Genomic DNA, 25,424 nt, shown 5'->3' with positions numbered 1-25,424 from the left:
TCACTCTCCTGGAAGGACGTACCCATGGCTGTCCCCACCGGCGGCGCGACGACGACCGCCGGGTCAGCGCAGGCGGGACGACGACAGGATGGAGAGCAGGTGGGCCGGGACCATCACCCACGTGATGACGGCGAGCGCGCCCAGGGCCCAGCGGGTCGGGTCGATGCCGCCGGTGACCGTGTCGGCGACGGCCGCGACGAGGAGGACCAGGGACGCCTCGATGCCGTTGGTGACGCGGTGGATCTTGAACGCCGCCGCGATGCGGCGGACCGTCGCGACGCCCTGTGAGCGCGGGCGGGTCGACTCGTCGTCGGCGACCGTCAGGCCGCGGCGGGCCCGGGCCACGTCGACCAGGTCGGTGGACGCCTTGAGCAGGACGACACCGAGTGCGGTGGCGATGCCGACCGACAGCCAGCCGCCGGCGCCCGACTCGGCGGCGCGGTAGCCGGCGCCCGCCATGAGCGCCGCGTCCGCGAGATAGGCGCCGAGCCGGTCGACGTAGATGCCGGCCGCGCTGTTCTGGCCCTTCCAGCGGGCGACCTCGCCGTCCACGCAGTCGAAGAGCAGGAACAGCTGCATGAGGATCACGGCGAGCACCGCGCCGGTCAGGCCCGGGATCATCAGCGCGGCGCCGGAGGCCACTCCGCACACCACCATGGTCCAGGTCAGCTGGTCCGGCGTGACCGGGGTGCGCACCAGATGGCGGGTGGTGCGCAGGGAGATCCTCCGCATGTAGAGCCGGCCGGCCCAGTGCTCGCCGTTGCGGCTCTCCATCTTGGCCTGCGGCTGGCAGACCTCCCGCAGCTCCTCCAGTACCGGAGCACCCATGTCTGTTCCTCCCAGGCCCAACTGCCGTCCGTGCGGCGGTGATCGGGTCAGCGTACAGAGGCGGTGCGGCGCGCCCGACGCGGGCCGCCGGCAGGGCACACTGGCCGCATGGAGTCGATCGATCCGGTGACCGCCCGTGCCTGGCTCGCCACCGCTGTCGAAGAGGCCCGCGCCGGTCTCGCCGAGGGCGGCGTTCCCGTCGGCGCCGCGCTGTACGGCGCCGACGGGACCCTGCTCGGCCGGGGCCGCAACCGCCGTGTCCAGGACGGCGATCCGTCGGCGCACGCGGAGACCGCCGCCTTCCGCGCGGCGGGACGGCAGCGGTCGTACCGCGGCACGACGATGGTGACGACCTTGTCCCCGTGCTGGTACTGCTCGGGCCTGGTCCGGCAGTTCGGCATCTCCCGGGTGGTGATCGGCGAGGCGGCCACCTTCCACGGCGGTCACGACTGGCTGGCCGGGCACGGCGTGGAGATCGTGCTGCTGGACGATCCGGAGTGCGCGGCGATGATGCGGGAGTTCACCGCCCGTCGTCCCCAGCTGTGGAACGAGGACATCGGCCGGTAGCCGGCCGATCGCCGCCGGCCGCGGTCAGGTGCCGGTGAGGGAGACCCTTCCCGCGTGCAGGCGTCCGTCGCCGCCGTCGAAGTACACCCGGTCGCCGTCGACGGCCGCGGTGGGGTCGCCGGTGGACAGACGCGTCTCGGCCGAGGCCCCGGTACGGGCGTCCACGGCGTGGAGTGCGCCGGCTTTGGTGCTGAAGAGTGCCGAGCCGTCCAGCAAGCCGTGCAGCTCGGGTTCGCGTTCGGTGGGCTCGGTCCAGAGCGGCCTTCCGGAGTCGGCGGCGACCGCGTTCACGGCCCCCGATTCGTAGTCGCTGGTGGCGCCGCCGACCCCGCCGTAGACGACGCCGTCGGAGACCACGAGCGGTTCGAGCCACTCCTTCACGCCCTCGACGTCCGGTTCGCTGGTCCACAGCTTCGTGCCCCGCCGGGCGTCGACGGCGTGGAGGACACTGCGGCTGTCACCGAAGTAGACCGTGCCGTCCGACACCGTGATGGCCGTCAACTCGCCCGCGTAGTGCCGGCTCGCGCTCGCCTGGTACCGCCACAACTGGTCCCCCGTGCCCGCGTCCCAGGCGTGGAAGTAGGAGCCGCCCGGCTCCCGGACCCCGCCGTAGAGCACCCCGTCCACCACCGCGAGGGCGTCGGACAGGCCGTGCTCGACCGGCCGGGTCCACTCCAGCCGCCCGGTGGCGGCGTCCAGTGCCGACACGGCGTACGTGCCGTAGCGTTCGTCGTCCTCGGGCAGGTCGTACATGCTGTTCACGTAGACCGTTCCCCCGGCCACGACGACCCGCAGGTAGAGGTCGAACTTCGTTCCGGGCGCCGTGTGCGCCCCGGCGCCCACGCTCCACACCCGCCTGCCGCCGTCCAGGCCGACGGCGTGCACCGCGCCGCTGTCCCTGCCGTAGGCCACCACCAGTCCGTCGCTCACGCCGACGAGGTCCGCCCCGCGCAGTTCGTCGTACGTCCACACGACATCACCGTCGGCGGCGTCCAGGGCCTGCACCGCGCCGTCCTCGCCCTCGACGACCACCTTGCCGTCGGCGACCACCGGTCTGCCGGTGAACTCCTGCTCACGGGACCACAGTTCCCGCACCGCCGGCTGTTTCGCAGCGGCCGTGGGACTGCCCGTGCTCTCGGTGCCGCCGCCCCCGCCCGACGAGCCGGAGAAGGCACGGGGCAGGAGCAGGCCCGCCACCACGGCCAGGGTGACGAGGGTGCCCGCCGCAGCGAGGACCGCCGTACGCCGTCGTCGGGCCGACCCGCGCAGCCGGGCGGCGAACGAGCGCCCCGCCGGCGGCGCGCCGAGCCGCGCGGTGGCGACGGCGGTCGGCGGCGTCGACGTGACCGTCGGCAGATCCGCGTCCGCCGGTTCCGGGGCGGTCTCCTCCGGCAGCGGAGCCGCGCGCAGCGCGGTGATGCCGGCCGCGACAGGCGCGGGCAGCCAGGTGTCAGGGGTGAACGTGCCCCGGGTACCGTCCGCCCCCTCCCACCGGCCCAGTTCCTCGATGAGTTCCGGCACCCCGGGCCGCTGCCCGGGGTCCTTGGCCAGGCACCGGGCGACCACGCCTACGAGTCCGTCCGGCAGGCCCGCCAGGTCGGGATCCTCGTGCACGACCCGGTAGCTGACGCCGTACGCGTGCCCGCCCCCGAACGCGCCGGTCCCGGTGGCCGCGTACACCAGCAGCGCGCCCAGCGCGAACACGTCGCCGGCGGGCCCCACCTCACGGCCGACCAGTTGCTCGGGCGGAAGGTAGCCGGGACTGCCGACCACCGCGCCCGTGGTGGTCAGCTTGGTGTCGTCGGCGGCCACCGAGATCCCGAAGTCGATCACCCGGGGGCCGTCGGGCGCCAGCAGCACGTTCGACGGCTTCAGATCGCGGTGCACCACGTCGACCCGGTGGATCGCCTCCAGCGCCTCCGCCAGCCCGGACGCCAGGGCCCGCAGCGACCGCTCGGGCCAGACGCCGTGCGTGTCGACCGCCGTGCCCAGCGGGACACCAGGCACGTGGGCGGTGGCCAGCCACGGCAGGTCCGCTTCCGGATCGGCGTCGACCACGGGCGCGGTGAACGGGCCCGTCACCCGCCGTGCCGCCGCCACCTCCCGCCCGAACCGCGCGCGGAAGGCGGGGTCCTCGGCCAGTTCCTCGTGGACCACCTTCACCGCGGTGGCCCGCCCGCCCGGCGACCGGGCCAGGTACACCCGGCCCATCCCGCCCGAGCCGAGCCTCCCGACGATCCGGTACGGGCCGACCCGCTCGGGGTCCCCCGCCTCCAGCGGTCCGAACGCCTGCACTCCGCCCCTCCTCCGTTGTCCCTGTCGTGTGCGAGATGCGGATCAGGTCGCGACCCGGTAGGCGGTCAGCCGGCCGTCACGCTCGACGCAGACGGTGTTCCCGACGATCGCGTAGTCCGCGTCAGGGTCCGCGACCAGTGTTTCCTTCCATCGGGGTCTGCCGCTGCGGGCGTCGAGCGAGCTCAGGTCCCCTTCCGAGTCGTAGACGTGGACGGCGCCGTCCGCCACCGTCAGGGCCTCCACCTCGTCGGCCTTCTGCTTGCGCTGCCACAGCGTCCGGCCGGTGCCAGCGTCGAAGGCGGACACATAGCCGTCGTTCTCGAAGTACACGACTCCGTCGGCCACGTCGGGCGCCCCCGCTCCCCCGCCGAGCCTGCCGTCCCACAGGTCTCCCTCGAAGGTGCGGCGCCACACCTCGTCGCCCGACTCCGCGTCGACGGCGTACAGGGCGCCGTCCTGGGTGCCGAAGTAGACCGTGCCGTCCGCCACCACGGGGTCGGTCTCCGCATCGCTCGCGGCCTGGTGCGTCCACTTCTGCTTGCGGGTACGGGTGTCGACGGCGATCAGCTTCCTCCCGCTGTGGACCAGCAGAGTGTCCTCGGTGACGGTGATGTCGCCGTCCGCGTTGACGCCGTACCCGTAGTCCCACAGCTCCTCCCCCGTACGTGTGTCGAGGACGTAGAACCACGCGGTCATGTGCGCGTAGGCGGCGTCGCCCACGACGACGGGAGAGGCGTGGAAGGAGTCGTCCATGTATCTCCAGCGATATGCGCCGCTGTCCGCGTCCAGCGCGAACAAGTGGTCGCTGCTGCCGTAGTAGAGCAGGCCACCCGCGAGGCCGGTGACCCGGATGCCGTTGCCCACGGTGTCGCGCAGATACTCACTGTCCTGGCGGATTTCGGCGACCTCGACCTCACGCCCCCAGCGCTTCGTTCCGTCGGTGACGTCCAGGGCGGTGATCTCGTGGCGGTCCTCGTTCTGGAGATAGACCATCTCGCCCGAGTGCACGGCCATCCTCTGTCCCTCGGCCAGCGTGCGGGACCACAGCTCCTTCAGACGCGGCGGCTCGGACGGCGGGGCGTCGGCCTCTCCCGAGGTGACCCTCCACAGGACGGTGCCGGTCACGGTGACGGCCAGTGCGGTCGCCACGGCGAGGGCAGTCCGCAGGCGGCGGCGACGGTCACGGGGCGGTGCGGCGACGGTCGGGGGCCGCGGCGGCCCGTCCCCCGCCCGGGACAGGGGCTCGGTCGGCACCTCGGCCCTCAGCCGGGTGGCCGAGTCGACCACCGGGCCGGGCATCCAGCCGACCGTGGCGACGCTCCCGTCCGGTGCCGGAGCGCCCCGGCCCGCAAGCCGGTCGTCGTCGGCGGGGTCCGGCCGGCCCAGTTCGTCCAGCAGCCACGACACCGTGGGCCGCTCCGCCGGGTCCTTCGCCAGGCACCGGGCCACCACGCCCGCGAGGGCGGGCGGCAGGCCCCTCAGGTCGGGGTCCTCGTGCACGACCCGGTAGTTGACCGCGTGGGACGCGCCGCCGCCGAACGGGCCGACGCCCGCGGCCGCGTACGCCAGTACCGCCCCCAGCGCGAACACGTCACCGGCCGGTCCGGAGCGCTCGTGGCGCAACTGCTCGGGAGGGATGAAACCGGGCGTGCCGATCACCGTCCCGGCCTCGGTGAGCGCGGTGTCGCCGGCCGCCGCCGAGATGCCGAAGTCGATCAGCCGGGGGCCGTCCGGTGCCAGCAGGACGTTCGACGGCTTCAGGTCGCGGTGCACCAGGTCCGCCGCGTGCACGGCTCCGAGCGCCTCGGCCAGAGCGGCGCCCAGGCCGCGTACCGCCTGCTCCCGCCACACCCCGTGCCGGGCCACCGCGTCCTGGAGGGACGGTCCGGGGACGTACTCCGTGGCCAGCCAGGCCGGGTTGCCCTCCGGGTCGGCGTCGACCACCGCGGCGGTGAAGAAGCCCGTCACCCGCCGTGCCGCCGCCACCTCGCGCACGAAGCGGCGCCGGAACCCCTCGTCCCGCAGCAGCGTCTCCCGCACCACCTTCACGGCCACCGCACGCCCGCCGGGCGAGCGGCCCAGGTACACCCGGCCCATGCCGCCCTGGCCCAGCCGGGCCAGCAGCCGGTACGGCCCCACCCTGACCGGATCCCCCGCCGTCAACGGCACCGACGCCACCGTTCCGACCCCCCTGCCCGCTGTCCCGTCCGCCCGTCACCTCAACGGACCTTCCCTGCACCGGACTCCGTGCGGCACTCCCACGGTTCCCACTCGGCGCCCCCGCCACCACAGCTTCGGCGAACTCTCCCCGGAAATCTCACGTCCCCGTTGGGCACACGAAAAGCCGGCCCCCGTGACCCGAGTCGCGGGAACCGGCCTTCGTGGTGGGTGGGTTCAGAAGCCCACGGACCGCAGCGCGCCCAGGCCGACGTCGGCGTAGGAGTGCTTGCCGGAGACGAAGATGTTGACCCCGTAGTAGTTGAACAGCCAGCAGCCGAAGGCCGCCAGCGCCAGGTACGCGGCCTTGCGGCCCTTCCAGCCGGCGGTGGCGCGGGCGTGCAGGTAGCCGGCGTAGGCGACCCAGGTGATGAAGGACCAGGTCTCCTTGGGGTCCCAGCCCCAGTAGCGGCCCCAGGCGTCACCGGCCCAGATGGCGCCCGCGATGATCGTGAACGTCCACAGCGGGAAGACGGCCGCGTTGACGCGGTAGGCGAACTTGTCCAGCGAGGAGGAGGCGGGCAGCCGCTCCAGAACCGAGGTCGCGAAGCTGCCGGGCTTGCCGCCGTTCACGAGCTTGCTCTCGTACGAGTCCTTGAACAGGTACATGACCGTGGTGATCGCGCCGACGTAGAAGACCGCGCCGCACAGGATCGCCGTGGAGACGTGGATGTACAGCCAGTACGAGTGGAGGGCGGGGACCAGCTGGTCGCTCTCGGTGTACAGCACGGTGACGGCGAGACCGAGATCGAGGAGGACCGAGGTGGTCAGGAACAGGCCGATCCAGCGCACGTTCTTCTTCAGCGCCAGCAGCAGGAGGTACACGCCGACCGCGGTGGTGGAGAAGGTGATGTTGAACTCGTACATGTTGCCCCACGGCGCCCGCTCCACGGACAGCGCGCGGGTGAGCACACCGCCGAACGCGAGGAGGAACGCGAGCACGGTGAGGGAGACGGCGATACGCCCGTAGAGGTCGCCCTTCTCGTCCCCGCCGTGCGCTCCGGGCCCGTCGGGCACGTCACGGGAGCCGGCCGCGGCCCGTACGACGACCTTCGGCCGCTCCAGTACGGCGGTGCCGCCGGCCTTGTTGACGGTGACGGCCGGTGCCGTCTTCGCCGTGGCCGCCTTCGGGGTGAGGGCCGCGGCCGTACGGCCGACCTTGCTGCGGCTGCCGAAGAGCCACTCCGCGATGTACGCGAAGAAGGCGAGGGTGTAGATCGCCATCGCGGAGTAGATCAGTACGTTGCTGATCTCCGCGAGGTTCTCGTTGGTCGCGGCGGCGAGAGTCACTGCTGCTCAGCCCCTTCGGCAGATACGGCTTCAGGATCGGTGGGTCGGGATGTCTTCGAGGACGTCTCGTCGGGGTCGTCGGGGTCCGGCGCGCCCGGCGCCTTGTCGTAGAGGAGGCCGGCAAGGTCGCCGAGTTCCTCGGGCACCTTCGCGGACTCGCTGCGGCCGAGGCCGGCCATCTCGACGACGGTCACGCCGTCGGCGCCGCGCACCGCGCGCACCCACACGCGGCGGCGCTGGACGAACAGGGAGGCGGCGAGGCCGCCGATCGCGGCGACGGCACCGCCGAGCGCCCAGCCGCCGCCCGGCTCCTGGACGATCTGGTAGCCGGCCCACTCCCTGACGTCCTTCTCGAAGGTGACCGAGCCGGCGCCGTTCGGGAGCGTCATGGTCTCGCCGGGCGTGAGCAGCTTCTTGAACAGCTCGCCCTTGGCGTCCTTGAACTCCTTCATCTTGGTCTTGTCCATCTGGTACACGCTCTGCGGAATGCCGGAGTCGGCCTTCAGGTCGCCGTGGTAGGCGGACAGCGCGAGCACCGGATAGTCCAGCGCGGGGAACTGGGAGAGCATCGTGCCGCTGGCGGAGCCGCCGAAGGTGGGCACGAAGAAGGCGTTGAAGCCGAGCTGTTCCTTCTTGCCCTCGGGGTTGCGGTAGCCGTCGAGGACCTTGACCACGCCGGAGGACGTGACGTTGGCGTCGAGCGGCAGCAGCGGCACGGCGTCCTGGAAGACGATCCTGCCCTTGCCGTCGCGAACGGTGACGACGGGCGCGTAGCCGTGGCTGACGAGGTAGACCTTGGCGTCGCCGATCTCGAGGGGCTTGTTCACCTTGATGACGGCCGTCTTCTCCTCGCCCCGGGCTCCCGCGGCGTAGGTGACCTCGGACTGGTACGTGCGCGGGGTGCCCTTGTTCGGGCCGGTGCGCTCGTAGGTGCCGGTGAACTCCTTCACGTCGAAGCTGAACGGCTCCAGGTCGTCGACGGAGAAGAGGCTGCCCGACTTGAAGTCGTCGTACATCGGGAGCGCGTTGGAGAAACCGTCGCCCTCGACGATCAGCTTGTTGCCCTCGGACTTGAACAGCTGGCCCCAGGCGAAGGCGATCAGCATCACGATCAGCGCGACGTGGAAGAGGAGGTTGCCGACCTCGCGCAGATAGCCCTTCTCGGCCGCGACGGCGTCACCGACGACGTGGGCGCGGAAGCGGCGCTTCCGCAGCAGGGCGAGGGCGGCCTCGCGGACCTCCTCGGGTTCGGCCCCGGTGCGCCAGGTGGTGTGGGCGGGCAGCCGGGTCAGCCGGCGGGGGGCGCCCGGCGGGCGGCCGCGCAGCTGGCCCACGAACTGCCAGGTGCGGGGCACGATGCAGCCGACGAGGGAGATGAACAGCAGGATGTAGATCGCCGAGAACCACACCGAGCTGTAGACGTCGAAGAGGCCGAGCTTGTCGTAGAGCGGCGCGAGGACGTCGTGCTTCTCGCGGAAGTCGGCGACCTTCGTCTCGTCGATGCCGGTCTGCGGGATGAGCGAGCCGGGGATCGCGCCGAGCGACAGCAGCAGCAGGAGCAGCAGCGCGACCCGCATGGAGGTGAGCTGCCGCCAGAACCAGCGGGCCCAGCCGATCACGCCGAGGGAGGGCAGGCCCGGCAGCTCCTCCTTGGGGGCGGTGGACAGCTGGGAGCCGGCGGCGCCCAGGTCCTGGTCGTCACCGGCCGTCGTGGTGTTGTCGGTCGTGGTGTTGTCCGTCGTGGTGTCGCTCATCGGGTCAGATCCCCACCGTGAAGCCGTTGGACCAGGTCTGCATCTCCGCCACGAGGCTGTCCCACACGCCGGTCAGCAGCAGCACACCGGTCACGATCATCATCGTGCCGCCGACGCGCAGGACCCAGACGTAGTGCCGCTTGACCCAGCCGAAGGCGCCCAGCGCCTTGCGGAAGGCCACGGCGGCGAGGACGAAGGGGACACCCAGCCCCAGACAGTACGCGACGGTCAGTACGGCGCCGCGTCCGGCGCTCTCCTGCTGGGCGGAGAGGGTCAGTACGGAGGCGAGGGTGGGGCCGATGCAGGGGGTCCAGCCGATGCCGAAGAGGGCGCCGAGGACGGGCGCGCCGGCCAGCCCGGTCGCGGGCCGCTTGTGGAAGCGGAACTCGCGCTGGGTGAGCCAGGGCATCAGGCCCATGAAGAAGACGCCCATGAGGATCATGAAGACGCCGAGCACCTTGGACAGGACGCCCGACTGTTCCTGGAGGGTCTGTCCGAAGTAGCCGAAGAAGGCGCCGCCGGAGACGAACACGACGGTGAAACCGAGGACGAACAGGGACGCCCCGGCGACCATCCGGCCGCGCCGGGCCTCGGCCAGGTCGGTCCCGGAGACACCGGTGACGTAGGAGAGGTAGCCGGGGACCAGCGGCAGGACGCAGGGCGAGAAGAAGGAGACGAGCCCGCCGAGCACGGCGATGGGCAGGGCGACCAGCAGGGCGCCGTTGAGCACGGTGCCGTTGTAGCCCGTCTCGGCGGCGAGCGTGTGGAGGGCCGTCACGTCACTTCTCCGCGACGACCGGCTCGAGCATCTTCCGCAGCCGTTCCTCGTCGAGCGCGGCCAGCGAGCGGGCCGCGACCTTCCCTTCCCGGTCCAGGACCAGCGTCGAGGGGACGGCCTGCGGGTTGAGCGTGCCCTTCTCGAAGCGGAGCATCAGCTTGCCCGTGGGGTCGTACAGGCTCGGGTAGGGGATGCCGAAGTCCTTCTCGAAGGCGAGGGCGGGCGTGGTGCTGCCGTCCCGGGTGTTGATGCCGACGAACTGCACGTCCTTGTCGGCGTAGTCCCCGGCCACCTTGGCGAAGTGCTTGGCCTCCGCGCGGCACGGGTTGCACCAGGAGCCCCAGACGTTGAGGACGACGACCTTGCCCCGGTAGTCGGCGACGTCGAGCCGCTTGCCCTCGAGGGTCTCCCCGGACAGGTCGGGCGCGGCGACGCGCTTGCCCTCGGCGACCGTGGAGATGCCGTCGGTCCCGGTGACGAAGTTGGTGTTGCCGCCCCCGCCGGACGTGCCGCCGGATCCGCACGCGGTGACGAGCAGCGCGGCCGCGGCGGCACCGGCGGCCAGCGCGGCGCGACGGCGGACGCGAGGGGCGCTGGTGGCGCGGTGCGAGCTCTGCGGGGCTCGGTTCGAGCGCTGGGGGGCGCGGCTGGCGGCACTCATGTGAAAAGTTTCGCATGCCCGTTCCGGGGATCTTGCGCACCCCCCTGCGCGCTCCGTCGCGGGCGGAAACCCGCATGTCAGACGGGGTCGCCGGTGCCCGTTCCTGAGGTGCCTGCGGTGTCCTTCGTGAACGTCCGCCAGCCACCGGCCGGTTCCTGCCCGACGTCCAGGGTGCGGAGTTTGTCCAGGACCTCGGGCCGCTGCACGTCCAGCCAGTCGGTGAACTGCCGGAAGGAGACGAGCCTCACGTCGCCGCCCTTCTCCTTCTCCCGTGCGATGTGCTTGAGCGCCTGCTCCACGGCGTCCATGTAGATGCCGCCGTTCCACTGCTCGAAGTGGTTGCCGACGAAGAAGGGCGCCCGGTTCGTCTCGTATGCCCGCTTGAAGCCCGATATGTATGCTCCGGCGGCCTGTTCGCGCCAGCGCGGGTAGTTGTGGGCGGGCGCTCTGGTCGTGTTGAGGGACTGGTTGGCGAGCATGTTGTAGTCCATCGACAGGACCTCGAAGGAGCGTCCCGGGAACGGTATCTGCTGGAGCGGGAGGTCCCACAGACCCTGCTTCTTCGCCGGCCAGACCTGCCGTCCGCCGGGCGAGGAGGCGTCGTAGCGCCAGCCGAGGTCGCGGGCGGTGGGCAGCAGCCTGTCCTGGCCGAGCAGACAGGGCGTACGGCCGCCGACGAGCTCCTTGTCGTAGTCGAACGGCAGGGGTTCCAGGTCGGTCCAGCCGGAGTTGGTCCGCCACTCCTTCACGAACGACGTGGCCTGCTCGATCTCGCTGCGCCACTGCTGCGGCGTCCAGTTGCCGACGCTGCCGGAGCCGGCGCAGAAGTGGCCGTTGAAGTGCGTGCCGATCTCGTGGCCCTCGAGCCAGGCCCGGCGGACGTTCTTCAGCGTGTCCTTGATGTGCCCGTCGGTGAGGTAGCCGATGTCGGAGGCGCCGCGCGGGTTGTTCGGCGGGTCGTAGAGCCGCTTCTTCGACTCGGGGAGCAGGTACACGCCCGAGAGGAAGAAGGTCATGGACGCGCCGTGCTCCACGGCGAGGTCCAGGAAGCGCGGGAAGAGCCCGTTGCCGACCTCCCCGGCCCCGTCCCAGGAGAAGACCACGAACTGCGGGGGCGTCTGGCCCGGCTCCAGCGGCACCGGTTCGTCCGGCTGGTGGGGCTGCCTGCCGGTGAACGAGGTGGAACCGTCACCGATCGGACGGGCCGTCCTCGTCGGCTTCGGCGTCGCGGACCGGCCGGCATCCCCCGAACGGGAACCACCCGCGGGGGCCGGACCGTCCGAGCCCGTGGAGCCGCCGCAGCCGGCGAGCGAGACGGCGGCAGCGGCACCCGCGCCGAGCCCGAGCATTCCCCTGCGGGAGAGAGCACGCATGGCGTCCCCCTTCGTCACGTCCTCTGGTGGTCACCCATTCAGAGGACGCGACGCAGCGGAGGGTTCCCGCCACATGCGGAGGTTTCGCAAGGATGCTCTGCAGGGGCGTCACCTTCCCGCCCCATGGGCGTTACGCCCCGAAGGCCTTGCCCTTGCCCTTCACCGGCTTGGCGCCGGCCAGCAGATGCGCGGGGACGAGATCGCGGGCCGGCTCGCTGTAGCCGACGGAGACGATCCTGTCCCCCCGGTAGGTGAACGTGGTCAGCGAGGCGAGCGTGCACTGCCGCTTGCGCGGGTCGTGCCACAGCCTCCGCTTCTCGACGTAGGACCGCACGATCCAGATCGGCAGCTGGTGGCTGACCAGCACCGCCTCGTGTCCGCGCGCCGCGTCCCTGGCCGCGTTCAGCGCGCCCATCATGCGGATGACCTGCTCGACGTACGGCTCGCCCCAGGACGGCTTGAACGGGTTGACGACGTGTTTCCAGTTGGCCGGGCGGCGCAGCGCGCCGTCGCCGATGCCGAACGTCTTGCCCTGGAAGACGTTCTCCGCCTCGATCAGCCGCTCGTCGGTGACGATGTCCAGGCCCTGCCCCTTGGCGAGGGGCTCGGCCGTCTCCTGCGCCCGCTCCAGCGGGGAGGCGCCGACGTGGACGATGTCGCGGGGGGCGAGGTGCTCGGCCACCCGGTCGGCCATGCGGCGGCCCAGCTCGGAGAGGTGGTAGCCGGCCAAACGGCCGTACAGGATCCCGTCGGGGTTGGCGACCTCGCCGTGCCGCATCAGGTGGACGACGGTGATGTCCTCCTTCTTCTCCGGGGTGCTCACGCGGTCGCCTCCGCTGCCGCTCGGGCCGCCGCCGGGAGGGCGTCGGCGATGCGCGCCACGGCCCGCTCGTCGTGGGCCGTGGACACGAACCAGGACTCGAAGGACGACGGCGGCAGATAGACGCCGTTCTCGAGGAGCGAGTGGAAGAACGCGGTGAAGCGGAACGACTCCTGCGCCTTGGCGTCCTCGTAGTTCCGCACCGGGCGGTCGGTGAAGAACACGGAGAACATGTTGGAGGCGTTCTGCAGCGTGTGCGCCACGCCCTCCTTGGTCAGCGCCTCGGTGACGAGCGACTGGATCCGCGCGGAGACGGCGTTCACCTTCTCGTACGCCGCCTCGTCGAGCAGCCGCAGCTGGGCGAGCCCGGCGGCGGTGGCGACGGGGTTGCCGGAGAGGGTGCCGGCCTGGTAGACGGGACCGGCGGGGGCGAGGTGCGCCATGACGTCGGCGCGTCCGCCGAAGGCCGCGGCCGGGAAGCCGCCGCCCATCACCTTGCCGAAGGTCATCAGGTCGGGCCGCACCCCGTCGACGCCGTACCACCCCGCACGACTGGTCCTGAACCCCGTCATCACCTCGTCGGAGATGTACAGCGCGCCGTTCGCGGCGCACGCGTCCCTGAGCCCCTGGTTGAAGCCGGGCAGCGGCGGTACGACGCCCATGTTGCCCGGCGAGGCCTCGGTGATCACGCAGGCGATCTCACCGGGGTGCGCGGCGAACGCGGCGTGCACGGCGTCGAGGTCGTTGTACGGCAGCACGATGGTGTCGCCGGCCTGCGCCCCGGTGACGCCGGGCGTGTCGGGGAGCGCGAACGTGGCCACCCCGGATCCGGCGGAGGCGAGCAGCGAGTCGACGTGGCCGTGGTAGCAGCCGGCGAACTTGACCACCTTGGTGCGCTGCGTGAAGCCGCGCGCGAGCCGGATGGCCGACATGGTGGCCTCGGTCCCGCTGGAGACGAGCCGCACCTGCTCCAGCGGCTCGATCCGCGCGACCATCTCCTCGGCGAGCGCGACCTCGCCCTCACCGGGCGTGCCGAAGGACGTCCCGCGGGCGACGGCCTCCTGCACGGCGGCGATCACCTCGGGGTGCGCGTGCCCGAGGATCATCGGACCCCACGAGCAGACGAGGTCGACGTACTCCCGCCCGTCGGCGTCGGTCAGCCAGGGCCCGCTCCCGGACACCATGAACCGGGGCGTGCCGCCGACGGCGCGGAAGGCGCGCACCGGTGAGTTCACACCACCGGGGGTGACGGCCGCGGCACGATCGAACAGCGCCTGCGAGGCGGGGGCTTCGTACGAATATGGCAGTTCGCTCATGACCTGCGACTTCTCCGACCTTCTCCGACGTCCCGGCCGCTCGCCGGGCTGCGGGTGCGTATGACCTGTTCAAGGGTAGGCCAGGGGCGGCCGAGGGCCTCCGGCGCCCGATCACGGCCCCCGATCCGCCGTGATCTGCGAAACTGGCGTCTGATACACACAGCTCACACGGCCCGGACGGCCTGAGGCTGCGAAGGACCCGCGGACACAATGTTTCACCGCACGTTTCGGCGGGCGGCCGTGGGGGAGGTCACTGACACGATGATCGGGTTGCGCGGCGGGGGCCACGCGTCCTAGAAAAAGCAGTCGGGTGGAGATATGCATCGCGGTGGCGGACTGGGCGAGGGGACTGATGACCTGGGTCCTCGACGTGCCCGGCGGGGAAGGCACCGACGCGAGGCGGAGGACACGGATGAGACGCGCCGGGCACACGGCGAGCCGGAGCGGATCGGCCCTCTGAGCGGGGCGGCGAGCAGGAATGGTGGTCGGGTGGGGGTGACGTACAAGTACTTCGGCGCGCCGGACGGCGCCACCGCGGCCCGCGTCCCGATCTCGATGCGCCCCGAGGAGCTCGGCGGCGACGAGCTCGGCATGAACGGCATGTTCACCAAGATCAAGCCGGAGACCATGGCCGCCATGGTCCTCACCGGCATCGAGGGCGTCCCCCTGCACAAGGTCCCGCCCCTGGAACTGGTCGTCCTGCACCCCGACTACGCGGTCGTGAAGCTCCCCATGACGGTCGTCGACCCCTTGCGCGGCATAGGCGAGGAAGCGGTCGGCGCGGCGGCGTTCATCTGGTCGACGGTCCCGGACCGGGGCGGCCCGCGGGACGCGTTCAACGTGTACCAGCTGCTGCACGAGTGGCAGGACTTCAGCCACCGGCTGCACGAGGCGGGGCATCAGGCGTACTGCCTGGTGTGGCCCTGACCCGGGGCTCCCGGGGGTTCGGGCGACCCGGCGACTCGGCCTCCGCGTCCCGCGGCCGCCCCCCGGTCCGGCGGGCGGTGCCGGGAGCCGTCCACGGAGTGGTGAGCGCGGCGGCCAGGGAGACAGCGGCGAGGACCGCGAAGAGGGGGCCGTAGCCGCCGAGTTGACCCGCGAGTGCCGCTCCGGCGAACGGGGCGAGGGCGGCGGCCGTGGTCGCCGGAGCCGCGAGCAGTCCGGAGAGCCTGCCGTAGTGGGCGGCGCCCCAGCGGTCGGTGACGGCGGTGGCCTGCAGCAGGGTGAGATTGCCCCGGACCGCGCCGGCCACGATCGCCACGGTGACCAGCAGGGCGTACGGGCCCGGTACGGCGGCGAAGGCCGCGGTGGTGAGGCCGCCGAGGACGATCAGGACGGCCGTGCGGGCCGTGACGCCGGTGCGGCGGGCCAGCGAGGCGTACAGCGTGCGGCCGAGGGTCTGGCCGGCGCCGCCGAGTCCGAGGGCCCAGGCGGCCTGATGGGCGGTGTAGCCCCGTTCCAGGAGCAGCGGGACGAGGGCGACGACAACGGCGTACATGGCGAAGGCCGACAGCGTGAAGGCGGCGGCGAGCAGGAGGAACGGCCTGCTGCGCCTGACGTCGGCGGCGCCGTCGGTCGCGTGCGCGGGACCGGCCGGGGCGTCGGGCCAGGGGGCGCGCAGCGCGAGGGCGTGGGCGGGGACGGTGACGACGGCGAGGACGGCGGCGAGCACCAGGTAGGTGTGGCGCCAGGACAGGTGGTCGGCGAGCAGGGCCGTCAGCGGGGCGAAGACGGTGGAGGCCAGGCCGCCCGCGAGGGTGACGGCGGTCAGGGCCCGGATGGGGTGGGGTGCCCACCATCGGGTGAGGGCGGCGAAGGCCGGCTGGTAGAAGGTCGCCGCCATGGCGAGTCCGGCGAGCGTCCAGCCGGCGAAGAACAGGGGCAGGCCGGGGGCCGTCGCGACCACCAGCAGGCTGACGGCGCCGAGGGCCGAGCCGATCGTCATGACGGCGCGCGGGCCGCGCCGGTCGAGGATGCGCCCGACGCGGATTCCGGCGAGCGCGGAGACGACGAGACCGAGCGAGAACGCCGCCGTGGTCGTTCCGGCCGACCAGCCGGTGGCGGCGGTGATCCGCGGGTTGAGGACGGGGAAGGCGTAGTACACGATGCCCCAGCTCACGAGCTGCGTCAGGCAGAGGGCGGGCAGGGCGGCGCGGGGCCGCGACCGGTCCCCCGATCCGGTCGCGGCCCCGTCCTCGCGGGTGCCGAGGTCGGTCACGAGCCGCAGCAGCCGCCCGCCGGGGCCTCGTCGGCCGCCGCGCCCGCTGCCGTGGGCGCGCCGAGCTGGACGAGCTGCGGTGCGGGTGCGCAGCAGCCACCGCCGTCGGCCTGCTCGGCGCCGGGGGTGTCGAACAGGCCCGCGCCGCCGCAGACTCCGGTCTCCGGGAGGGTGAGTTCGACGCGGTCGGCGGCGTCGAGGTCGCCGGCGATCGCGGCGACGACGGAGCGGACCTGCTCGTAGCCGGTCATGGCGAGGAAGGTGGGGGCGCGGCCGTAGGACTTCATGCCGGTCAGGTAGAAGTCCCGCTCGGGGTGAGCCAGTTCGCGGTGGCCGTGGGGGTACACGGTGCCGCAGGAGTGCTGGTTGGGGTCGATCAGCGGGGCGAGGTCGGCCGGGGCCTGGAGGCGCTCGTCGAGGTTCAGGCGGATCTCGGAGAGGAAGGACAGGTCGGGGCGGAACCCGGTCAGCACGATCACCTCGTCCACCGGCTCCAGACGCCGGCCGTCCTCGCCCACCAGGACGAGGCGTCCGTCGTCGTCGCGTGCGAACTCCTCGGTGCGGAAGCCCGTGACGGCGTCGGCGTGGCCGTCGTCGACGGCGGCCTTCGCGGCGAGGCCGAGCGCGCCGCGGGCGGGCAGCTGGTCGGCGGTGCCGCCGCCGAAGGTGGAGCCGGAGATGCCCCGCCGCAGGATCCACACCGCGTGCGTGCCGCCGCCGTCCCCGGACTCGGCCAGCTCGGCGAGGTAGGCGAGCGCGGTGAAGGCGGAGGCGCCCGAGCCGATGACGGCCGTGCGCCTGCCCGCGTACCGGGCTCGGACCGCGGGGTCCTTGAGGTCGGGGACGCGGTAGGTGATGCGGTCGGCCGCCGCCTTCTCGCCGAGCGCGGGCAGGCCGCTGCCCCCGGCCGGGGACGGGGTGGTCCAGGTGCCGGAGGCGTCGATCACCGCGCGGGCGAGGATCCGCTCCTCCCGGCCGCCGGCGTGGGCGGCGTGCACGACGAAGGGCTGGGCCTCGCGGTCGGCGTCCACGACCCGGTCGCGCCCGGCCCGGGAGACGCCGGTGACCGTGACGCCGGTGCGGACCCTGTCGCCGAGGACGTCGGCGAGCGGCTGGAGGTACCGCTCCGCCCAGTCACCGCCGGACGGGTATGTCCCGGGGTCGGGCCTGGTCCAGCCGGTGGGGGCGAGCAGCTTCTCGGCGGCCGGGTCGACGACCTCGCCCCAGGTGGAGAACAGCCGCACGTGGCTCCACTCACGCACGGCCGCGCCGGCACGTGCGCCCGCCTCCAGAACGAGGGGTTCGATGCCGCGGGCGACGAGGTGGGCGGCGGCGGCGAGTCCGGTGGGCCCGGCTCCGATGACGACGACGGGCAGCTGCGGGATGCTCATGGTGCTCGGTCTCCTCTGTGGGCGAAGGGGTCAGCGTGCGTGGCTGAAGGCGGCCGGCCGGGTCTGCCGGCGGAGTTCGGCCGCTCGGGTGGCGCTGTCGCTGACCTGGGCGCAGCCGTCGCAGAAGCTGACGCCGGCCAGGTGGCGGGCGGTGCGGCGGGCCCGGACCCCGGTGAGCACGGTACGGAGGGCGGTCGTCACGACGACTCCTTGCTTCGATGCTTGTCGATACGCTGGAGCTTGCCACCCGTATCGACGAGTGTCAACATAGACGCATGTCGAAATCAGAGGTCGTGGAGCTGCCCGTCCTGCAGGGGGGCGACGTCGTGCCGTGCTGCCCGCCGATCACGGCCGGGGAGCTGTCCCAGGCGGACGCGGAGAAGATGGCCGGCATGTTCAAGGCACTGTCGGACCCGGTGCGTCTGCGGCTGTTCTCCAAGATCGCCTCTCACCCGGGCGGCGAGGCGTGCGTGTGCGACATCGCCGACGTCGGCGTCTCGCAGCCGACCGTCTCCCACCACCTCAAGAAGCTGCGCGAGGCCGGACTGCTCACCTCCGAGCGGCGCGGCACCTGGGTCTACTACCAGGTCGCCCCGTCCGTGGTCGCGGCCATGGCCGCCATGCTCGACCTGCGCGGCTGACCGCCGGCCCGGCCCGGCCGGCGGTCAGCCGCCGCGGCCGGGCGGGCAGCAGCGCAGCAGGTAATCCCTGAGCGCGTCCAGACGGCGGGCCATGGTGGCGCCGTCGGCGCGGTAGAAGACCTGCTTGCCCTCCTTCCGGGAGAGGACCAGGCCGCCGCGGCGCAGCAGGCTCAGATGCTCGGACACCGTCGACGGCTTGAGACCGCAACGCTCGGCGATCTCCCCGACGGTCAGCTCGCGACTGCCCGCGAACTGCCGCAGGAGCAGTTGGCGGGTCTCGCTCGCGAGGGCCTTGAGGAAGTCGGCCGTCGCCGGGTCGACCCCCTCGCCCGCACCACCGCTCGCCGCGCCCTCCGCCGGTCCCACGCTCATATTTCGTCACTTCCCGAAACGACGACACGTACAGGAGAAGATTCTCATGGAGCACCACGCCGACCTCATCGTCATCGGCGCCGGCCAGTCCGGTCTGGCCACCGCCGCCCTCGCACCGCGCCACGGCTTCGGCCGCACCCTCGTCCTGGAGACCGCCGATCAGGCCGGCGGGTCCTGGCCGCGCTACTACGACAGCCTCACCCTGTTCTCCCCCGCCCGGTACTCCTCTCTGCCCGGCCTGCGCTTCCCCGGCGACGGCGACCGCTACCCGGCCAGGGACGAGGTGGTCGACTACCTGCGCGCCTACGCCCGCCGGCTCGACGCCGACATCCGCACCTCCACCACGGTCACCTCGGTGCTGCCCCGCGACGGCGTCTGGGTGGTGCGCGCGGACAGCGGTGCCGAGTTCACGGCGCGTGCGGTCGTGGCCGCGACCGGCGCCTTCCGCGGCCCGTACACGCCGGACGTGCCCGGGCAGGACGAGTTCGCCGGGCAGTCGCTGCACGCCGCCGGCTACCGCGGACCCGAGCCGTTCACCGGCCGGCGAGTCGTGGTCGTGGGCGGCGGCAACTCGGCCGTCCAGATCGCCGCCGAGCTCGGCGCGATCGCCGAGACCACGCTGGCCAGCCGCCGGCCGATCGGCTGGATGAGGCAGCGCCCGCTGGGCCGGGACATTCACTGGTGGCTCCGGCGCACCGGGTTCGACATCGCTCCGCTGAGCCGGCTGCTGGAGAAGGCGCCGGTGTCCGTCCTCGACGACGGGCGCTACCGCACCGCTCTCGACACCCACGGCGTCGAGCGGCGCGAGATGTTCGCCCGTCTCACGCGGGACGGCGTCGTATGGGCCGACGGCGCCGAGGAACCGGTCGACACGATCATGTGGGCCACCGGATACCGCTTCACGCACCCCTACCTGAACGGGAGCGGTGCCCTGGACGCCGGCGGCCGGCCCCGGCACCACGGCGGTGTCGCCGACGTTCCCGGGCTCGGGTTCGCCGGCATCGAGTTCCAGCGCAGCTTCTCCTCCAACACCCTGCGGGGCGTGGGGCGCGACGCCGCGCACGTGCTGTCCCGGCTCGGCCGCTCGCGCTGACTCGTCAGACGTCCAGCCGGCGTGCGATCCGGTGGGCGGCCTCGCGGGCGGGGCGGCCCACGCCGATGAGGGTGGCGGAGGCGGGGCCGGTCCAGTCGCCGTAGCCGAGCAGGTGCAGGCGGGGTTCACCGACGGCCTCCGTCCCGGCGGTCTCGACGTGGCCGCGCGGGCCGCGCAGTCCCAGCGGGGCGAGGTGGGCCAGGGCGGGCCGGAAGCCGGTGCACCAGATGATCGCGTCCGCGTCCGACCGGCTTCCGTCGGCCCACCGGACGCCGGTGGCGGTGAGCCGGCGGAACATCGGGTGGGCCCGCAGGAGTCCGGCGTCGCGGGCGGCGCGGACGGGCGGGACGGCGACGACGTCGCCGAGTGAGGCGACTCCGCCGGTGTCGCCGCGGCCCTCGTCGAGGGCGCGGCGGCGGGCGGTGGCGACGTCGAACAGGACGCGGCCGTCGATGTCGTCGGGGAGGAAGCGGGGTGGACGCTGCGTCACCCACGTCGTCTCGGCACGGCCGTCCAGAGCGAGGTCGGCGGCGATCTGGGCGCCGGAATTCCCGCCGCCGACCACGAGAACGCGTTGTCCGGCGAAGTCGGCCGGGCGGCGGTAGTCCACGGTGTGCGTCTGCCCGCCGGTGAAGTCGCCCCTGCCCGGAACGGCGGGGACGAAGGGCCGCGACCAGGTGCCGGTGGCACTGACGACTGCCCGGGCCCGCCAGGTGCCGGAGTCGGCCTCCACCCGGAGCCGGTCCCCGTCACGGTGCACGGCGCCGACCCGGGTGCCGTGCTGGACGGGCAGGTCGTAGCGCTTCTCGTAGTCGGTGAGGTAGTCCACCACGTGCCCGGCGTCCGGGTAGGTCTCACCGGGCTGGGCGGGCATGAGCCGGCCCGGCAGGGAGGAGTGGTCGGCCGGGGAGAAGAGGTGCAGCGAGTCCCACATGTGCTGCCAGGACCCGCCCGGGGCCGGATCGGCGTCGAGAATCGTGAAGTCCAGGCTCCGGCGGCGCAGGTGGTAGCCGGCGGCGAGCCCTGCCTGGCCGCCGCCGACCACCACCACGTCCACGTGCCGCGTCACGGGGCCGTGGTCACCGCGTCGGTGGTGAACTTCTTGCGCCAGGCGAGCGCGACGTAGACCAGGCCGATCAGCACCGGGACTTCGATGAGCGGTCCGACGACGCCGGACAGGGCCTGACCGGAGGTGACGCCGAAGGTGGCGATGGCGACGGCGATGGCCAGCTCGAAGTTGTTGCCCGCCGCGGTGAAGGCCAGCGTGGTGGTGCGGTCGTAGGCGAGCCCCAGGCCCTTTCCGAGGAGGAAGGTTCCGAAGAACATGACCGCGAAGTAGACCAGCAGCGGCAGGGCGATCCGGGCGACGTCCAGTGGCTGAGAGGTGATGGTCCTGCCCTGCAGGGCGAAGAGGACGACGATCGTGAACAGCAGCCCGTACAGCGCCCACGGCCCGATCTTCGGCAGGAAGCGCTGCTCGTAGGACTCGCGGCCCATCCTCTTCTCACCGATCCGGCGGGTCAGGAAGCCCGCCAGCAGCGGGACGCCGAGGAAGATGACCACGTTCAGGGCGATCTCCCACATCGAGATGTCCAGGTGCTCGCCGTCGCCCAGGCCGAGCCAGCCGGGCAGCAGGTCGAGGTAGAACCAGCCCAGCAGACCGAACGCCAGAACCTGGAACACCGAGTTCAGCGCGACGAGCACGGCCGCGGCCTCGCGGTCGCCGCAGGCGAGATCGTTCCAGATGATCACCATGGCGATGCAGCGGGCCAGGCCGACGATGATCAGCCCGGTGCGGTACTCGGGCAGGTCCGGCAGGAAGATCCACGCCAGGGCGAACATGACCGCGGGTCCGAGGATCCAGTTGACGACCAGGGAGGAGATCATCAGCTTCCGGTCCCCGGTGACGGCGTCCAGCCTGTCGTAGCGGACCTTCGCCAGGACCGGATACATCATGATCAGGAGGCCGAGCCCGATCGGCAGGGAGATGCCGCCGATCTCCACCTTCGCCAGCGTGTCGTTCAGCCCCGGGACAACCCGTCCGAGCCCGAGACCGACGGCCATGGCGATGAGGATCCACACCGCCAGGTAGCGGTCGAGGGTGGAGAGCTTCTTGACGATCGAGTCGTCCCCGGCCCGGGCGGAGGCGGTGGTGGGCTCGGTGGCGGTCACGGGCAGGCCCTCTTGTTCTCGGCGGCGGTACGGGCGGACTCGGCCAGGTCGGCGAACTGCCCGGCGAGCTGGGCGATGACGTCGGGGCGCAGCTTGTAGTAGGTGAAGCGCCCGCACGGCTCGGTCTCGACGACCCCGGCCTCGCGCAGGACTCTCAGATGGTTGGAGAGGTTGGTCTGCCGGGCACCGGTCTCCTCGACGAGGTGGGTGGTGCACAGCGTCTCGCGGGCGAGCAGGGTCACGATCCGGAGCCTGAGCGGGTCGGCCAGCACCCGGATCAGGTCAGCGTCGACTGACGTCATCATGAGCTGATAATGTCACATCACCCGGTACTGATACCAGCCGGGGCTGACCTATGGGCCCGTCGAAAGGGTCTTCCCATGTCCGTCGTCCCCTCGCCCGCCCTGCCCGACGAGCGCCTCGCCGCCGGCGCGGCCCGCCTCGCCACCCGGCACGCCGGCCGCTTCGCGGTGGAGACCGTGCAGCGCCTGCTCACCGACTCCTACCGGCGTCTGGCCGCCACCGCCCAGGTCACCGCTCACCTGGTGGTACTGGCCGAGCGTTTCGCCGCTGAGCGCCTCGACGCTCTCGCCCACGTCTCCGGCGTACCGGGCGCCGGGGTGCCGCGGGTGCTGTTCGTGTGCAGCCACAACGCGGGCCGCTCCCAGCTCGCCGCCGCGCTGCTGAGGCATCGGGCGGCCGGCCGGGTCACCGTCTCCTCCGCGGGGACCCACCCGGGGCCCCGTGTCGAGCCGCACATCGCGCACGTCCTCACCGAGGCCGGCGCCGATCCGGCCGGGGCGTTTCCCAAGCCGCTGACCGACGAGGTCGTGCGGGCCGCCGACATCGTGATCACCATGGGGTGCGGGGACGCCTGCCCGGTCGTGTCCGGCCGTCGCTACCTGGACTGGCCGGTGGCCGACCCCGAAGGCGCCCCCCTCGCGGTCGTCCGCCGCATCCGCGACGACATCGACCACCGGATCAGCGACCTCCTCGCCGGCCTGCCGCGCACCTGAAACCCCGCACCACCTGCCACCACTCCGTGAAGGAAGTACGCATGTCCTCCGCTCCGCTCGCCTCCGTGCTCTTCGTCTGCGTCCACAACGCCGGCCGTTCCCAGATGGCCGCCGGCTTCCTCCAGCACCTCGCGGGCGACCGCGTCGAGGTCCGCTCCGCCGGCTCCGTCCCGGGCGACCGGGTCAACCCGGCCGCCGTGGAGGCGATGAAGGAGGTCGGTGTCGACATCGCCGGCGCCAGGCCGAAGGTCCTGACCACCGAGGCCGTCCAGGCGTCCGACTACGTCATCACCATGGGCTGCGGCGACGCCTGCCCGATCTTCCCCGGCAAGAAGTACCTCGACTGGGCCCTGGAGGACCCGGCCGGCAAGGGCGTCGACGCCGTCCGTCCCATCCGCGACGAGATCAGGACTCGCATCGAGGCCCTCATCGCCGAGATCGACGCGAAGCAGGAGGCCTGAGCCGGGACCTGCCCCCGGGACCATCCCACGGGACCTGAGCCGGGACCTGACCACGGGAGCGGACGGCTGAGCACGCCCTCGCCCTCACCGGCCGCACACGTCGCGCCGGACGGCGGCCGACGGGTGTACGTCCGCGGCGTCGCTCACCCCGCCGCGGCGCATGCCTCCGCCTCGGCCAGGTACCGCGCCACCGGGCCCAGGGTCAGCATGCCGCTGGCGGCGCCGGCGTGTTCGGCGCGGGCGTCGCGCAGGGCGGCCACGGCGCGGGCGGCGATGTCACGCTCGCCGAGGCGCACGGCGGCGCGGGCGGTCAGGCACCACAGTGCCTCCTGCATGTGGTCGGGCGGTGGCCCGGGCACCGCGGCGAGGGCGGCACGGGCCTGTTCGGCCTGGCCCCGGTCGAGCAGGAGGAGGGGCCGCGCCCAGGGCCCGTACGGGCCCCAGTCGAGGTGGGGGTCGGTGGGCGCGGGCCGGTCGTGCAGCAGGCGCAGCCCCAGGAGGGCGAGCGGGAGCAGGCCGCGGTGCAGCCCCGGCATTCCGGCCGTCCGGAGGGCGTCGTCGGCGGCGCGGTAGTGCGCCGCGGCCGTGGCGGCGGTCGGTCCTCCGGGTTCGGTGCTGCGGGCGGCCGCGGCCCGGGCGCGGAACCAGCCGGTGAGGACGGGGACGAGGGGCGCCTCGGTGGTGGCGGCGAGCTGCTCGGCGGCCGCGGCGTGCGACGCCGCGGTGTCCAGGTCGCCGAGGGACGAGGCGGATTGCAGGCGGACGAGCCGGCCGAGCACGGCGAAGTTCGGCAGCTCGTGCCGGGTGGCCAGGCCGAGGATCTCGGCGCCGGTCCTGTCCCGTACCGCCGCGAGTCCGGGGCGGGTGAAGGACTGCAGGAACACCCCGTTGAGGGCGAACGCCAGCAGGGCGGGATCGGCCAGGTCCCGTGCCAGCGCCTCGGCCTGCCGTGCCGCCTGTCGCGCGCGCTCCAGCCCGGGCCCGGACAGATCGGCGCTGCGGCTCTCGACGGCGACCGTGGCCAGCAGGCGGGCGGTCAGGTCGGCGGGGCCGTCGGGGCCGAGTGCGGTGAGCGTGCGCTCGGCGGCCGCGACGACGGCGCGGGACTGCTCGGGGTCGTCGGCCCGGCTCCACAGGGCGGGCACGTCGTAGGCGCCGATGATCCGCGCGGTGAGGGAGAGGTCGCCCGTGCGTTCCGCCGCCACGACGGCGGCGAGGCGGTCGCGCCGCGCGTGGACGAGGGCGTCGCCACCCGCCAGTGCGAGGGTGCGGGCCAGATCCACGGTGGTGCGCGGGCCGAGCCGGACACCGGGGCCGGTCCACGCGGTACGTGTGCCCTCGAGGGACATGGATCCGGTGAGGATGTCCGTCTCCAGGCGCCGGAGGTCGGCGCCGGGGTCGAGCCCGAGCTGATCGGCGAGCATCGCGCGGGCGCGGCGGAGGGTGGCCAGCGCGTCGGCCCGGCGGCCCGCGCGGTGGAGTGCGCGGGCGAGGAGCGCCCAGGCGGGCTCGCGCCACGGGTGTTCGGCGACGTGGGCGCCCAGTTCGGCGACCAGGTCGGCCCCTTCCCCGGAGTCGAGGAGGATACGGGCGCGCAGTTCCACCCCCTCCCCTCTCAACTCCTCCAGTCGGGTGCGCTCGCGCCGCGCCCACGCGGAGCCGGTCACATCGGCGTAGGCGGGTCCGCGCCAGGCCGCGAGTGCCGCGCCGAGGCCGGTGACGGCGTCGGGGTTGCGGCGGGCGCGGGCCAGGGCGTCCTGGAAACGATGAACGTCCACGTCCTCGCGCGGGAGGCGCAGCGCGTAGCCAGGACCCTCGGTGACCAGGACGCGCGGCGGAGTGCGGGGCGGCCGGCCGGGTTCCAGGGCGCGGCGCAGTGCGGCGACGAACGTGCGCAGCGCGCCCACGGCGCGGGCCGGCGGATCGGGCCACAGATCGTCGACCAGGGTGTCGGTGGTGACCATCCGTCCCTCGGCGGCGACGAGCCGGGCGAGCACCTCGCGATGGCGTGGCCCGCCCAGGCCGACCGGGCTGCCGTCGTCGTGGAAGGCCCGCACGGCACCGAGCACGTCGATTCGCATGTCCCCATCCTCGGCGCCGGGGGCCGGTCGCGCCCAGCCGTACTGATCGGCTGCTGATCGCCGTCGCCCAGGCTGATCCG

At 73.0% G+C, this 25,424-nt stretch carries 24 protein-coding genes; 6 read left to right on the top strand and 18 right to left on the bottom strand.

The features are described 5' to 3' along the window. Positions 1 to 63: 63 nt before the first annotated feature. Entirely contained in the window at positions 64 to 828 is a 765-nt protein-coding gene (locus F1615_RS27775; protein WP_149551788.1) for a CDP-alcohol phosphatidyltransferase family protein, read from the bottom strand. Positions 829 to 936: 108 nt separating this feature from the next. Between F1615_RS27775 and F1615_RS27770 the strand changes: the two genes are divergently transcribed. Beyond that, on the top strand, positions 937 to 1,395 hold the full coding sequence (locus F1615_RS27770; RefSeq protein WP_149551787.1) for a nucleoside deaminase: 459 nt from the start codon (positions 937 to 939) through the stop codon (positions 1,393 to 1,395). Positions 1,396 to 1,419: 24 nt separating this feature from the next. Here the strand turns inward: F1615_RS27770 and F1615_RS27765 are convergent, their stop codons facing one another. The 9 genes from F1615_RS27765 to hemL all read right to left on the bottom strand — a co-directional run bounded on the left by F1615_RS27765 (position 1,420) and on the right by hemL (position 13,899). Continuing rightward, positions 1,420 to 3,690 (bottom strand): protein kinase domain-containing protein, encoded by a 2,271-nt coding sequence (locus tag F1615_RS27765; protein WP_149551786.1) that lies wholly within the window; start codon positions 3,688 to 3,690, stop codon positions 1,420 to 1,422. 42 nt (positions 3,691 to 3,732) lie between these two features. Next, positions 3,733 to 5,859: a protein kinase domain-containing protein gene (locus tag F1615_RS27760; protein WP_149551785.1), complete on the bottom strand. Its 2,127-nt coding sequence runs from the start codon at positions 5,857 to 5,859 to the stop codon at positions 3,733 to 3,735. Between the two features lie 225 nt (positions 5,860 to 6,084). Then, positions 6,085 to 7,197, bottom strand: coding sequence for a c-type cytochrome biogenesis protein CcsB (gene ccsB / locus F1615_RS27755; protein WP_149551784.1), 1,113 nt, complete (start codon positions 7,195 to 7,197; stop codon positions 6,085 to 6,087). Next, positions 7,194 to 8,951 carry a cytochrome c biogenesis protein ResB gene (resB, locus tag F1615_RS27750; RefSeq protein ID WP_149551783.1) on the bottom strand — a complete coding sequence of 586 codons (1,758 nt, stop codon included), beginning with the start codon at positions 8,949 to 8,951 and terminating at the stop codon, positions 7,194 to 7,196. The genes ccsB and resB overlap by 4 nt, the downstream gene beginning before the upstream one ends. Before the next feature lie 4 nt (positions 8,952 to 8,955). Continuing rightward, positions 8,956 to 9,729 carry a cytochrome c biogenesis CcdA family protein gene (locus F1615_RS27745; RefSeq protein WP_149551782.1) on the bottom strand — a complete coding sequence of 258 codons (774 nt, stop codon included), beginning with the start codon at positions 9,727 to 9,729 and terminating at the stop codon, positions 8,956 to 8,958. A 1-nt stretch (position 9,730) separates the two neighbouring features. Next, complete coding sequence (locus tag F1615_RS27740) at positions 9,731 to 10,390, bottom strand: TlpA family protein disulfide reductase (protein ID WP_149551781.1); 660 nt, start codon at positions 10,388 to 10,390, stop codon at positions 9,731 to 9,733. Positions 10,391 to 10,467: 77 nt separating this feature from the next. Continuing rightward, positions 10,468 to 11,739: a hypothetical protein gene (locus F1615_RS27735; protein WP_167533879.1), complete on the bottom strand. Its 1,272-nt coding sequence runs from the start codon at positions 11,737 to 11,739 to the stop codon at positions 10,468 to 10,470. Between the two features lie 154 nt (positions 11,740 to 11,893). Next, positions 11,894 to 12,541, bottom strand: a complete 648-nt coding sequence (locus F1615_RS27730) for a histidine phosphatase family protein (RefSeq protein WP_149551834.1) — start codon at positions 12,539 to 12,541, stop codon at positions 11,894 to 11,896. Between the two features lie 41 nt (positions 12,542 to 12,582). After that, a complete protein-coding gene (gene hemL / locus F1615_RS27725) occupies positions 12,583 to 13,899 on the bottom strand; it encodes a glutamate-1-semialdehyde 2,1-aminomutase (protein WP_149551779.1) in 1,317 nt (438 codons plus the stop codon). A 489-nt stretch (positions 13,900 to 14,388) separates the two neighbouring features. Between hemL and F1615_RS27715 the strand changes: the two genes are divergently transcribed. After that, on the top strand, positions 14,389 to 14,826 hold the full coding sequence (locus tag F1615_RS27715; RefSeq protein WP_003992141.1) for a hypothetical protein: 438 nt from the start codon (positions 14,389 to 14,391) through the stop codon (positions 14,824 to 14,826). Here the strand turns inward: F1615_RS27715 and F1615_RS27710 are convergent. From F1615_RS27710 to F1615_RS35760, 3 genes are read right to left on the bottom strand one after another with little or no spacing between them, the layout of a single operon-like run. Continuing rightward, on the bottom strand, positions 14,771 to 16,117 hold the full coding sequence (locus tag F1615_RS27710) for an MFS transporter (RefSeq protein ID WP_149551777.1): 1,347 nt from the start codon (positions 16,115 to 16,117) through the stop codon (positions 14,771 to 14,773). The genes F1615_RS27715 and F1615_RS27710 overlap by 56 nt on opposite strands. Then, the gene (locus F1615_RS27705) at positions 16,114 to 17,508 is read right to left on the bottom strand and encodes an NAD(P)-binding domain-containing protein (RefSeq protein WP_149551776.1); all 1,395 of its coding nucleotides are present in this window, start codon (positions 17,506 to 17,508) and stop codon (positions 16,114 to 16,116) included. The genes F1615_RS27710 and F1615_RS27705 overlap by 4 nt, the downstream gene beginning before the upstream one ends. Positions 17,509 to 17,538: 30 nt before the next feature. Further along, complete coding sequence (locus F1615_RS35760; protein ID WP_167533874.1) at positions 17,539 to 17,709, bottom strand: hypothetical protein; 171 nt, start codon at positions 17,707 to 17,709, stop codon at positions 17,539 to 17,541. Positions 17,710 to 17,783: 74 nt separating this feature from the next. On the opposite strand from F1615_RS35760, the gene F1615_RS27700 reads away from it, so the two are divergent. Further along, complete coding sequence (locus F1615_RS27700) at positions 17,784 to 18,149, top strand: ArsR/SmtB family transcription factor (RefSeq protein WP_149551775.1); 366 nt, start codon at positions 17,784 to 17,786, stop codon at positions 18,147 to 18,149. Positions 18,150 to 18,173: 24 nt separating this feature from the next. Here the strand turns inward: F1615_RS27700 and F1615_RS27695 are convergent, their stop codons facing one another. Then, positions 18,174 to 18,521, bottom strand: a complete 348-nt coding sequence (locus F1615_RS27695; RefSeq protein ID WP_149551774.1) for an ArsR/SmtB family transcription factor — start codon at positions 18,519 to 18,521, stop codon at positions 18,174 to 18,176. 46 nt (positions 18,522 to 18,567) lie between these two features. Between F1615_RS27695 and F1615_RS27690 the strand changes: the two genes are divergently transcribed. Then, complete coding sequence (locus F1615_RS27690; RefSeq protein WP_149551773.1) at positions 18,568 to 19,614, top strand: flavin-containing monooxygenase; 1,047 nt, start codon at positions 18,568 to 18,570, stop codon at positions 19,612 to 19,614. Between the two features lie 4 nt (positions 19,615 to 19,618). On the opposite strand, the gene F1615_RS27685 is transcribed toward F1615_RS27690, so the two are convergent. From F1615_RS27685 to F1615_RS27675, 3 genes are read right to left on the bottom strand one after another with little or no spacing between them, the layout of a single operon-like run. Next, a complete protein-coding gene (locus tag F1615_RS27685; protein WP_149551772.1) occupies positions 19,619 to 20,683 on the bottom strand; it encodes an ArsO family NAD(P)H-dependent flavin-containing monooxygenase in 1,065 nt (354 codons plus the stop codon). Beyond that, a complete protein-coding gene (gene arsB / locus F1615_RS27680) occupies positions 20,680 to 21,786 on the bottom strand; it encodes an ACR3 family arsenite efflux transporter (protein ID WP_149551771.1) in 1,107 nt (368 codons plus the stop codon). Before arsB ends, F1615_RS27685 begins: the two co-directional genes overlap by 4 nt. Then, a complete protein-coding gene (locus F1615_RS27675) occupies positions 21,783 to 22,091 on the bottom strand; it encodes an ArsR/SmtB family transcription factor (protein WP_149551770.1) in 309 nt (102 codons plus the stop codon). Before F1615_RS27675 ends, arsB begins: the two co-directional genes overlap by 4 nt. 75 nt (positions 22,092 to 22,166) lie before the next feature. On the opposite strand from F1615_RS27675, the gene F1615_RS27670 reads away from it, so the two are divergent. Continuing rightward, complete coding sequence (locus F1615_RS27670; RefSeq protein ID WP_149551769.1) at positions 22,167 to 22,802, top strand: low molecular weight phosphatase family protein; 636 nt, start codon at positions 22,167 to 22,169, stop codon at positions 22,800 to 22,802. A 41-nt stretch (positions 22,803 to 22,843) separates the two neighbouring features. After that, a complete protein-coding gene (locus F1615_RS27665) occupies positions 22,844 to 23,263 on the top strand; it encodes an arsenate reductase ArsC (protein ID WP_149551768.1) in 420 nt (139 codons plus the stop codon). Positions 23,264 to 23,406: 143 nt separating this feature from the next. Here F1615_RS27665 and F1615_RS27660 read toward each other — a convergent pair whose 3' ends face one another. Further along, positions 23,407 to 25,344 (bottom strand): AfsR/SARP family transcriptional regulator, encoded by a 1,938-nt coding sequence (locus F1615_RS27660; protein WP_149551767.1) that lies wholly within the window; start codon positions 25,342 to 25,344, stop codon positions 23,407 to 23,409. Between the last annotated feature and the right edge of the window lie 80 nt (positions 25,345 to 25,424).

The sequence above is a fragment of the Streptomyces marokkonensis genome (assembly GCF_008312835.1).
Classification (GTDB): domain Bacteria; phylum Actinomycetota; class Actinomycetes; order Streptomycetales; family Streptomycetaceae; genus Streptomyces; species Streptomyces marokkonensis_A.
The sequence above is the reverse complement of the archived record's forward strand: the minus strand, read 5'-3'. Positions and strand labels throughout refer to the sequence as shown.

Bases quoted from the DNA above. Each gene is read 5' to 3' on its own strand.
- F1615_RS27730 (WP_149551834.1), bottom strand. From the start codon at position 12,541: ATGCGGCACGGCGAGGTCGCCAACCCCGACGGGATCCTGTACGGCCGT.
- F1615_RS27705 (WP_149551776.1), bottom strand. From the start codon at position 17,508: ATGAGCATCCCGCAGCTGCCCGTCGTCGTCATCGGAGCCGGGCCCACC.
- F1615_RS27675 (WP_149551770.1), bottom strand. From the start codon at position 22,091: ATGATGACGTCAGTCGACGCTGACCTGATCCGGGTGCTGGCCGACCCG.
- F1615_RS27775 (WP_149551788.1), bottom strand. From the start codon at position 828: ATGGGTGCTCCGGTACTGGAGGAGCTGCGGGAGGTCTGCCAGCCGCAG.
- F1615_RS27740 (WP_149551781.1), bottom strand. From the start codon at position 10,390: ATGAGTGCCGCCAGCCGCGCCCCCCAGCGCTCGAACCGAGCCCCGCAG.
- resB (WP_149551783.1), bottom strand. From the start codon at position 8,951: ATGAGCGACACCACGACGGACAACACCACGACCGACAACACCACGACG.
- F1615_RS27660 (WP_149551767.1), bottom strand. From the start codon at position 25,344: ATGCGAATCGACGTGCTCGGTGCCGTGCGGGCCTTCCACGACGACGGC.
- F1615_RS27770 (WP_149551787.1), top strand. From the start codon at position 937: ATGGAGTCGATCGATCCGGTGACCGCCCGTGCCTGGCTCGCCACCGCT.
- F1615_RS27665 (WP_149551768.1), top strand. From the start codon at position 22,844: ATGTCCTCCGCTCCGCTCGCCTCCGTGCTCTTCGTCTGCGTCCACAAC.
- F1615_RS27695 (WP_149551774.1), bottom strand. From the start codon at position 18,521: ATGAGCGTGGGACCGGCGGAGGGCGCGGCGAGCGGTGGTGCGGGCGAG.
- F1615_RS27700 (WP_149551775.1), top strand. From the start codon at position 17,784: ATGTCGAAATCAGAGGTCGTGGAGCTGCCCGTCCTGCAGGGGGGCGAC.
- F1615_RS27735 (WP_167533879.1), bottom strand. From the start codon at position 11,739: ATGCTCGGGCTCGGCGCGGGTGCCGCTGCCGCCGTCTCGCTCGCCGGC.
- hemL (WP_149551779.1), bottom strand. From the start codon at position 13,899: ATGAGCGAACTGCCATATTCGTACGAAGCCCCCGCCTCGCAGGCGCTG.
- F1615_RS27690 (WP_149551773.1), top strand. From the start codon at position 18,568: ATGGAGCACCACGCCGACCTCATCGTCATCGGCGCCGGCCAGTCCGGT.
- F1615_RS27670 (WP_149551769.1), top strand. From the start codon at position 22,167: ATGTCCGTCGTCCCCTCGCCCGCCCTGCCCGACGAGCGCCTCGCCGCC.